Raw genomic sequence first — 5,511 nt, 5'->3', positions numbered from 1 at the left:
CACTGATTCTGCTCGCAGCTCTCTTGCCAACTTCGTGGTAAAGTCCAGCACAGCCCGTAGGATGGGTTGAGCCCTTCGCGAAACCCATCGTCTTCGCCGACGCACAGCGATGGGTATCGCTTCGCTCCACCCATCCTACGGGCTACTGCCGTCGCCCTCGGGCTGATGGCACAGCCGGTCTACCAGCTTCGGAAATATCCATGCCTCCCTGCGGTTACGTTTCATGCCATAAGCAGACGAGCTGCATCATATCTCGTGAGGAATGATGTACAGGAGGGAAGGCAGTATGGTTTCGGGCGAGAAGTAAAACGGTCCTTCGCCGATCCTGATGGCCCCCATCCGCTTATAGAACCCTTCCGCCGAGGGTTCAGCAGTGATCATGAGGGCTCCGGCTTTTATTCCTTTTGCGCGAGCTACAGCCGCCCCGAAAAGAACTCGACCGATTCCGCGTTTCCAATGTGCTGGATCAACAAAAAGACCGTGCAGTTGCGCAATTCCTTGAAGCCCGGTCGGCACTACCCAAACGACGCCGACGACTTCGCTGGAGCCGTCTTGTGCCACTTGAACACAATTCGCAGTAATCATTGGTAGAGCAACCGTAAGCGAAGGCATCGAACGGTCGATGAACGCTTCGTCGTGTCCCGCGTGCATCGTCGCACGCACACAGAGGCGCGTCAGCTCACGTTGTTCCTCGGGCTTGGCCCCTCGAACCGTATAGACGTCCATTGCACAACCTTCCGTTTTTCAGCCGCAATCCTGGTCAGATCTGGGGTCGCAAAGAAAGGTCGGCAATGGGTCATTCGCGACGAGAGCGAACCGGCAGCAAATCATGCAATGGGCGCGGCGCACCAAAAGGGGAAATTTCCGGAAGACCAGCTCGTAGGGTGGGTTAGCTTCAGCCGTCAGATGACGGCTGAAGCGTGACCCACCGCTTCCACCACAATGCTCGCTGTCGATGTCGTGGCGGCTGTATGGACGGCGCCGCGTCCGGGGTGACGCCGCAGGCGCATCGCGCGACGGCGGCGCCGGCTCTTGACTATATCCGCAACGGATATATCATGGCGGCATGAGCAAACCGGACCCGTCGCTGCCGCTGACACCTGCCGTGTTCCACATCCTGCTCGCTCTGTTCGGCGAGGAGCGCCACGGCTATGACATCATGCAGCGGGTCAAGGCGGATTCGGCCGGTGCAGTGAAAATGGGACCGGGAACGCTGTACGGCTCGCTCGATCGCATGATCGCGGCCGGCCTGATCGCGAAGGGCAACACCCAGGACCCGCGCCGGATCTACTACCGGCTGACGGCGCTCGGCAAGACCACGCTGCGCGCGGAAACCGAGCGGCTGTCCCGCGTCGCCCTCACGGCCCGCCGCCAGCTCGGGAGTGCGTGACGCGATGCCCCGCCCCGCCCGGCAGGAGTCGCGGTCGCTGCGCCTCTACGCGCGGCTGCTCGAACTCTACCCGCCGGCGTTCCTGCAATCCCATCGCGCCGAGATGCTGCAGAACTTTACCGACCTCGAACAGGCGGCGGCGTCAAAGACTGCGCTGTGGCTGCTGATCGGAAAGGACCTGACCATGAGCCTCGCCTCGCAGTTCTACGCCTCGCGGCTTGGCCGCTACGTGATCGCCGTCCTGATCGCCTGGCTCTTGCTGTTCACGATCGGCTATGTCCGCTACGGCAGCACGCCCGGCTACCCGGCGGTGCATGTCTTCGCGGGCTTTCTGCCGGGCATGCTGTGCATGTACATCGCGATGCGCCTGTACGGCACGCCGCAAAACAGCCCGTATGTGATCGCGACCATGGTCGTGTCGGTCGTGCTCTTCACGGTCGGCTATCTCCGCCATGGCGGCCACGGCCATCCGATGCTGCAGGTCCTCGGCGGCTTCCTGCTCGGCATGCTCGCGATGTCCATCGCGACGCGGGTCTACGGAACGCTGCAAGGCAGCCCGCGCGCGTAGCGTGTCGGGCGCCGAGCTCCCCGGTGGCGACCGTGGCGCGGACATAAACGGGATCGTCGGCTTCGTGCTAACAAGAGACATCCCCGGCTTGGCCTGATATGAAAGGAGGCCACCAACTGAGGCGGCCTACACCTGTGTTGTCATGAGCTGGCACCAATCCGAAGTCATAGAAGCGCGCCAGGTAACCCTCGTAACAGCGAAAGGCGTGCTGTCGGGGACCGTTTCCCCGATAGAGGGAGCTAGAATTATTGCGAGGCACCGCTTCACAGCGCGCCTCGAAAATGACCCTGATATTTTGCCCTTTGTGGGAATTGATTCTGAGACTGAAGTACTGCCACTCGGCAATGAAAGAACGCATTGGCAGGCTCGGGCACTAGCCGATTTACAGCCGACGATTGATGAAGCCCAGTCTTGGGCGCGCAAGGTCGGAGCCAGCCACTGCCAGAACCTCTTGGCGCGATCAGCAAGCCTTCTGCGGTGGCCGGACTGAACCTGTGCTGAACTGATAGCCGCTCGCGACCCAGGAAACAACCCCTTCGTCCCGGGACTTACGTGCCGTGCCAGAAGCAGACGTGGATTGTGATTAGTCCGCCCACTGAGGTGGCCTCACCTTCAATTGTGCGGTGAAGGCAGCATCATCACAATCTGAGCGAGGAACAGCAACGTTCCAACAATAGTCCCGAGAACGATGAGAACGACGCGCCCAGCGTTTTCCATGTCGCGTGGGTACATGAGGGGATCGTGGTCGTCGTCATCACTCATGCGGCGCTCACCCAGATTTGCCCTCGCGACGCTCGCCGATCAACTGGTTCGCACCGGGGTCATCGAAGGCTTTGACGCCTGCTTTGAGCGCTCGCCATGCAACCATTACAAGAATGATAGCTCCACATGAAATAGCGGCCACTCCTATAAAACTAGGATGACTACGCACCGAAAGGAACAAAGAAAGGCCAACCAACCAAATGGCTCCGCCGATAACCCATCCAATGATCTCGCCAATTATGAGAGCTGCCAAAGTTTCGACTGCGTCGTCCAATAGGCGACACCGCGACAGCCGTTTAATATGACAGAAGTCATCCACTGAGGCGGCCTTTGTATGCTGACTATCGAATACCGAACATGCCAAACAGCGCAATCAAAAGAATAGCCCCTATATGTACGTCGGCAAATCGATGGGATTTTGTTGCTTATCGCAACGAGGGCGCTCGGCACCTTCCGCGCTTATCTGACGGCCGCACCCCTTGCACGATACCAGCACCATGCATTTCTCCAGAACGATTAGGACATTCCCCAACTTAAGCTAAGTCTGTTTCCGGACCGTTTCAAGGGAACGCGAACCGGCTTTTGTGCCCAGACGCCTTTTCACAAGCCTGTGTTCTATGGGCGACAGTCCGCAACGGGTCAAGGACGGCCGTCGCCCGCGGCCGATGGGCACAGCCGGTCTGCCCCCAGCTTCGGAAATACCCCGTGCGTTTCGGCAGCTGCGTTTCGTGCCAATGCACAAAGTCGCTGCGCTCCAGCCCGCTGCGCGGGGCAAGAACCGAGAGGCCGGAAGCCAGAGGAACGCGCTGGCGGGTTTGAGAGCCCCGTCCTGAGATCGAGGTGTTGTCAACCTCACTCAGGATGGAGTTCCCATGAGCGATACTACTACTGTCAGTCCGCTGCGTCAGCGCATGATCGAGGACATGGCTGCGCGCAAGCTCAACCCACACACGCAGCGCAGCCATATCCAAAGCTGCAAGCGGTTTGCCGCCTGGCTCAAACGCTCGCCCGATACGGCAACGCCCGACGAGGTACGCGGATTTCAGCTGCACCTGATCGAAAGCGGGGCAAGCATCTGCAACCGCAACCGGATCGTGACCGGGGTGCGGTTCTTGTTCCGCGTCACGCTGCGTCGCCACGATCTGGCGGCCGAGGTTTGGCACATCAAGGAGCCCGAGAGGCTGCCGCCGGTGCTGAGTCCTGAGGAGGTCAAGCGTGTCCTGACCATGGCAACGAGCCTGAAGGCGCGAGCGATGCTGACGTTGGCCTATGGTTGCGGGCTGCGGGCCGGCGAGGTCGTGCGGCTGCGGGCGGGTGACATCGACAGCGAGCAAATGATCATCTGCATCGTGCAGTCGAAGGGCCGCAAGGACCGGCACGTGATGCTGCCGCCGGAAGTCCTCGAGCTGTTACGGCAATGGTGGAAGGCGCGGCCGACCGCATCCAAAAGCGGCGTCGCGTCCGAACAGCAATGGCTGTTTCCAGGTCGCCGTAATCAGCCTCTGACGACGCGTCAGTTCGGCCGGCTGTTCAAGGAGGCCGCGGAAGCCGCGGGGCTGCGCAAGACGGTCTCGCTGCATTCGCTTCGCCACAGCTTTGCGACACATCTGCTCGAACGCGGCGAGGACCTTCGCGTGATTCAAGCGTTGCTCGGGCATTCCAAGCCCGAGACGACAGGCCCGTAGGATGGGTTGAGCCCTTCGCGAAACCCATCATCTTCGCCGACGCACAGCGATGGGTATCGCTTCGCTCCACCCATCCTACGGGTTACTGCATTCGATCACTCCGCGTCGGGTTTCGCGAGACCCTGCGGCAGACTGATCCAGAGCACTGTCTGTGTTTCCGGCGCGTGGAGCGATTTGTGTCCCTTGCCATCCACGTCCTCAGACAAGACGAAGCTACCGGCTGGTACGCGCCTCTCATCTCCGTCACTTGTCTGGTATTCTGCCGATCCATCGAGCCTCACCGTCAGGACGCGCTCCGGCACTGTGTGCCAATCGACCTGTCGCGCCCCCGCCGGAATGTGCGTGAAACGGATGCCTGACGCCGCGTACTTCGCCGACACCGCGAATGCAGCCGCATTGGGGTGAACCTGTCGAGAGGTGGTCGGGATTTCGACTTCATCGAAGTGGGACTCGCCGTCGGCTGTCGAGTAGACGCGCAGACACTTCATCCTGGCCACCGCTCCCTTGAGTTGCACGACACCACATTTCCATGCCCGCACGAGAAGCGTCCAGGCCCGAATTTGGTCAAGGCGGTCGTGGCCGGCAGGCGGATCGCACAGCCGGCCCGCCCCGGTCCCGGAAATACCCCGTGCGGCGCGGCACCTGGGTTTCGCGCCAACAGCCGGCCCGAACCGTAGCGCGGGCCAGCACAGCGCAATCCTTTGACGAAATTGCTGCGCTATAAATAGACTGTTTTGGGCGAGCGCGGCGCGGGTTTCGGCCAAATCCAGCCTTCAGCCTCTGGTTGAGGCGGAGGGCATGCCTGAGGTAGAACGGTGTCTCGTCGGGGCAGTTGATGCGGGTGGCAGTGGTGGAGCGGTTGCAGCAATTCTACCCGATTGAATCTGACGGTTTCGGCATGGGCTATCCGTTGTCGATCGCGGGCCACCTCATCATCGCGCTGCTTCTGATGTTCGGGCTGCTCGAGCGGATCGAGCTTGTTCCGGTCAGCACGATCCCGGTCGAAATCGTCATGGTGAAGCCCGCGGCGGCGGCGCGTCAGGATGCACCGGCACCGGCTGCGACACCGGCGGCGCCCGCCGCTTCCGCCGCAAGCGAACAAGATC

General features: G+C 61.1%; 8 protein-coding genes. 4 read left to right on the top strand and 4 right to left on the bottom strand.

Going from position 1 to position 5,511, the window contains the following annotated elements; all coding sequences use genetic code 11:
- Nucleotides 1-246: 246 nt before the first annotated feature.
- A complete protein-coding gene (locus tag WCB02_RS08070; protein ID WP_423957354.1) occupies nt 247-726 on the bottom strand; it encodes a GNAT family N-acetyltransferase in 480 nt (159 codons plus the stop codon).
- A gap of 340 nt (nt 727-1,066) precedes the next feature.
- On the opposite strand from WCB02_RS08070, the gene WCB02_RS08065 reads away from it, so the two are divergent.
- Nucleotides 1,067-1,390: a PadR family transcriptional regulator gene (locus tag WCB02_RS08065; RefSeq protein WP_423957352.1), complete on the top strand. Its 324-nt coding sequence runs from the start codon at nt 1,067-1,069 to the stop codon at nt 1,388-1,390.
- A 4-nt stretch (nt 1,391-1,394) separates the two neighbouring features.
- Nucleotides 1,395-1,958, top strand: coding sequence for a hypothetical protein (locus WCB02_RS08060; RefSeq protein ID WP_423957351.1), 564 nt, complete (start codon nt 1,395-1,397; stop codon nt 1,956-1,958).
- A gap of 612 nt (nt 1,959-2,570) precedes the next feature.
- Here WCB02_RS08060 and WCB02_RS08055 read toward each other — a convergent pair.
- Both WCB02_RS08055 and WCB02_RS08050 read right to left on the bottom strand, forming a co-directional pair.
- On the bottom strand, nt 2,571-2,720 hold the full coding sequence (locus WCB02_RS08055) for a hypothetical protein (protein WP_423957349.1): 150 nt from the start codon (nt 2,718-2,720) through the stop codon (nt 2,571-2,573).
- Nucleotides 2,721-2,727: 7 nt separating this feature from the next.
- Nucleotides 2,728-2,994 carry a hypothetical protein gene (locus WCB02_RS08050; RefSeq protein WP_423957347.1) on the bottom strand — a complete coding sequence of 89 codons (267 nt, stop codon included), beginning with the start codon at nt 2,992-2,994 and terminating at the stop codon, nt 2,728-2,730.
- Between the two features lie 598 nt (nt 2,995-3,592).
- Between WCB02_RS08050 and WCB02_RS08045 the strand changes: the two genes are divergently transcribed.
- Nucleotides 3,593-4,405, top strand: a complete 813-nt coding sequence (locus WCB02_RS08045; RefSeq protein ID WP_423957345.1) for a tyrosine-type recombinase/integrase — start codon at nt 3,593-3,595, stop codon at nt 4,403-4,405.
- A 95-nt stretch (nt 4,406-4,500) separates the two neighbouring features.
- Here WCB02_RS08045 and WCB02_RS08040 read toward each other — a convergent pair whose 3' ends face one another.
- Nucleotides 4,501-5,169, bottom strand: coding sequence for a hypothetical protein (locus WCB02_RS08040; protein ID WP_423957344.1), 669 nt, complete (start codon nt 5,167-5,169; stop codon nt 4,501-4,503).
- Between the two features lie 71 nt (nt 5,170-5,240).
- On the opposite strand from WCB02_RS08040, the gene WCB02_RS08035 reads away from it, so the two are divergent.
- Nucleotides 5,241-5,511, top strand: a 271-nt coding sequence (locus WCB02_RS08035) for a hypothetical protein (RefSeq protein WP_423957343.1), incomplete at its 3' end; no start/stop codon positions are given.

Source organism: Bradyrhizobium sp., from assembly GCF_049581145.1.
In the GTDB taxonomy this organism is placed as follows: domain Bacteria; phylum Pseudomonadota; class Alphaproteobacteria; order Rhizobiales; family Xanthobacteraceae; genus Bradyrhizobium.
Note: the sequence above shows the minus strand (reverse complement) of the source record. Positions and strands in the feature narration are given on the sequence as shown.